Origin of the sequence: Pseudoalteromonas sp. S2755, assembly GCF_005886535.1 — a bacterium.
Classification (GTDB): Bacteria; Pseudomonadota; Gammaproteobacteria; order Enterobacterales; family Alteromonadaceae; genus Pseudoalteromonas.
This window is the reverse complement of sequence record NZ_PNDS01000205.1, coordinates 1-3405: the sequence shown is the minus strand read 5'-3', so window position 1 is coordinate 3405 and position 3405 is coordinate 1. Positions and strand designations below refer to the sequence as shown.

Annotated in this window: 3 protein-coding genes; all 3 read left to right on the top strand. The window is 43.1% G+C overall.

Annotated elements, in window-relative coordinates; translation table 11 throughout:
* Nucleotides 1-248: 248 nt before the first annotated feature.
* Genes yoaA through CWC03_RS22775 form a run of 3 tightly spaced genes read left to right on the top strand, consistent with a single transcriptional unit; the run spans nt 249 to nt 3194 of the window.
* On the top strand, nt 249-2177 hold the full coding sequence (yoaA, locus tag CWC03_RS22785) for a DNA repair helicase YoaA (protein ID WP_502705380.1): 1929 nt from the start codon (nt 249-251) through the stop codon (nt 2175-2177).
* Complete coding sequence (tsaB, locus tag CWC03_RS22780; RefSeq protein ID WP_138583789.1) at nt 2167-2853, top strand: tRNA (adenosine(37)-N6)-threonylcarbamoyltransferase complex dimerization subunit type 1 TsaB; 687 nt, start codon at nt 2167-2169, stop codon at nt 2851-2853. Before yoaA ends, tsaB begins: the two co-directional genes overlap by 11 nt.
* A gap of 44 nt (nt 2854-2897) precedes the next feature.
* Nucleotides 2898-3194: a hypothetical protein gene (locus CWC03_RS22775; RefSeq protein ID WP_138583788.1), complete on the top strand. Its 297-nt coding sequence runs from the start codon at nt 2898-2900 to the stop codon at nt 3192-3194.
* Nucleotides 3195-3405: the final 211 nt, after the last annotated feature.

Here is a 3405-nt window from a genome sequence, read left to right as displayed (position 1 = left end):
ATTATACCAGATGTATTAAGTAATTGATCTATCTTGAAGCGGGGAAATAGCTTTAGTAGCTAGGCAAAAATTTTGCTATTTAGTTGTTCTAAATGAAAAGTTTTTAACGAAGCTAATATGCTATTTCACCCTTCAAATTGATTAGAGAATTAATTCAATTGGTATCCACTCTCAGTTATTGCCAAACAGCGGTTGCGATTTGATGCTCAGCCACATACAATTTCGCGACCTGTCTGTTTGTAAACTACATTACTTTGGCTGTATCTACGACTTTCTCTTCTACGGGGCCTTTAGCCCAGCATTTCCCGGGCTACCAACCAAGGCAGCCCCAAATTGATATGGCTATCGCGGTAGAAGAAACCATACAAAATGGTGGACAATGCATCGCCGAAGCAGGAACAGGGACGGGTAAAACATTTGCTTATCTCATTCCTGCTTTTCAGTCTAAAGGTAAAGTCATCGTCTCAACCGGCTCCAAAGCGTTGCAGGAGCAATTATTCCACCGTGACGTACCGACCCTAAAAAAGGTGCTTAGCAGTGGGAAAAAAGTCACTTTGTTAAAGGGTAGGGCCAATTACCTTTGCCCTTATCGCTTGTCACAGCATTTAAGCCATGTACCTACTGACGATCCAGATGTTATGCATCAACTTGCCATGGTTGCAAAGTTCGCTTCTGAAACACACAGTGGGGACTTAGCTGACTGTGTTGGTATCGAAGAAGACGCAAAGGTATTACCCTACGTTACCTCAACTGCAGATAACTGTTTAGGGAAAGAGTGCCCAGACTACGAAGACTGTTATATCCGAAAGGCAAGATTAAAAGCGGTCGATGCCGATGTAGTAGTGATCAACCATCATTTATTTTTTGCCGATATGGCGGTAAAAGATTTAGGCTTTGCGGAGCTAATGCCAACCGCAGATAGCTATATCTTCGATGAAGCACATCAATTACCGGAAATTGCCAGTGACTATTTTGGTGAAACTATCAGCACTAAAGCTTTGCAGGCGCTTATTAACGACTTAAGGGTGATCTACCGCTCTGATATTCCAGATATGTTACAACTTGGTAAAACACTCAATAAATTGGAAACCAGTGTCGCCGATTTGCGTTTAGTATTCGGTGGCGATGGTGCTCGCGGTGATTGGCGTGAAGCGCTGGCGAATAAACCGATTTGCGATGCCATGCATCGAGTGATAGCTAACTTAGACTTTCTCTATAAAGTACTCAAACTTTGTCTTGATAGAAGTGAAAAAATAGAACACCCATTTGAAAAGGTCATGACCTTTAAAAGCCAGTTTGAACGTGCCTTTGATACCAGTCAAACTGGATTTAGTTACTGGTTCGAAACCACAAGACGCTTTTTATCTATTCATATCACGCCGCTTGATGTATCAAGTAAGTTCGCACAAATTGTCCAAAACACTGAGGCAAGCTTTGTATTTACCTCCGCCACCTTATCCGTTGATAATTCCCTTGAGCACTTTAGTCGTAGCTTAGGGCTCAAACCGACCTCACAATTTATTGTTGAGAGCCCATTTGACTATAAGCAGCAAGCCTTGTTATGTCTGCCACGCTATCTACCAGAAACCCGTGACGACCTAATGCCACATGCGCTGGTAAAGCTTGCAAAGCAAGTGATTGAAGCGGCAAAAGGGCGTACATTTTTACTCTTTACCAGTTATCGCGCGATGCATTTAGTGTACGAAGGGCTGAATACGGCGCTGCAATATCCCATTTTTATGCAAGGGCAAGCATCTAAACGGATAATTCTAGAACAATTTATTCGGCACGGAAACGCCGTACTACTTGGTACAGCCTCGTTTTGGGAGGGCGTGGATGTGAGAGGTGACACTTTGAGTTGTGTTGTCATTGATAAGCTCCCATTTGCTTCACCAGATGACCCTTTGTTGCAAGCTCGTATGCGTGACGCTGAAATGCGTGGATTAGAACCCTTTGATGCAATACAACTCCCCCAAGCTGTAATCGCGCTGAAACAGGGGGTTGGGCGATTAATTCGTGATGCTAACGATAAAGGTGTACTGATTATTTGCGATAATCGCTTAGTTACGAGAAAATACGGCCAGACGTTTTTAAGTAGTTTGCCTGATATGTCTCGCACGAGAGACTTAAATAAGGCAATTCGATTTTTAGAGAATATTGATAAAAATGAAAAATAACCTGTTGGCCATAGACGCCTCCACCGAAGCACTCAGTATTGCATTGCACTATGAAGGCAAGTTTATTCGCCACTTCGAGGTTTGCCCACAGCAGCATAGTCAAAAGATACTTCCCTTAGTTGAACGTATCTTACGCGAAGCCGATATCACCCTTAGTGAGCTTGATGGCATTGTATTTGGACGTGGGCCTGGCAGCTTTACGGGGGTGAGAATAAGTACAGCAGTTGCGCAAGGCTTAGCATATTCTTCAGGTCTTAAGTTGGTTGGTGTTTCAACTTTGCAGGCGATGGCGCAACAGGCATACATGGAAGCAGGCAAGTCCAGTGTAGTGTCGGCAATAGATGCACGAATGGGTGAAATCTACTTATGCCAATACAACGGCGAAACTTGTGGTGTTATTCAACCAAGCACCGAAGAAACAGTTATTAAGCCTGAAAATATCGACTTTACATCGAGTGGCGCGGCAGGTGTTGGTACAGGATGGCAAGCATTCTCAGAGCTTGCTACACAGCTTGACTGCGAAATCATTGACAATATAACGTTACCAGACGCTTATTACATGCTGTTTATAGCCGACGATAGTTTCACACAAGGCTTATCTGTGGGTGCCGCTGACGCCCAGCCGCAATATGTGAGGGATACTGTGACGTGGAAAAAGTTGCCAGGTCGAGAATAAAGGCGTATTTTTATACAAGCACTTCGTATTTATTGAGCTAAACCGTGAAACTAAATTCAATCATTCAACAAGCAGGTACATATCAAGTAAAGCCACAGCCTAAAAAGGCCGTGAGCCCTGCTATTGAAGACGGAAATACGGCGAAGCTCAATACCGCACAGATCAAAACCAGTGAAAAGGGCATTGCGTTGGTGGAGCAGTTCCAATCGCAGCAACGTTCGACTATCTACGACCGCCCTAGCTTTCGTACTGGACAGGCAATTAGTGAATACAAAGCAATTGCAACGGAAGCAAGACGAGATGAGATAAAAAGTATGATTGGCGTTTCTGTTTACGCGTAATACCAATTCACTTAATTAAGTGATCTATTTTGAGGCGAGAAAATCTTGTCGATAACACCGCTACCGCGTCCTGCTATCGCCAAGGTACCTACATCCATGTAGGCAAGACGAAAATTTTGCTATTTAGTTGTTCTAAATGAGAAATTTTTAACGAAGCTATTATGCTATTTCACCATTCAAATTGATTAGAGAATTAAGTCAATTGGTATAA

Coding starts and splice junctions, on each gene's coding strand:
- tsaB (WP_138583789.1), top strand. CDS start 2,167: ATGAAAAATAACCTGTTGGCCATAGACGCCTCCACCGAAGCACTCAGT.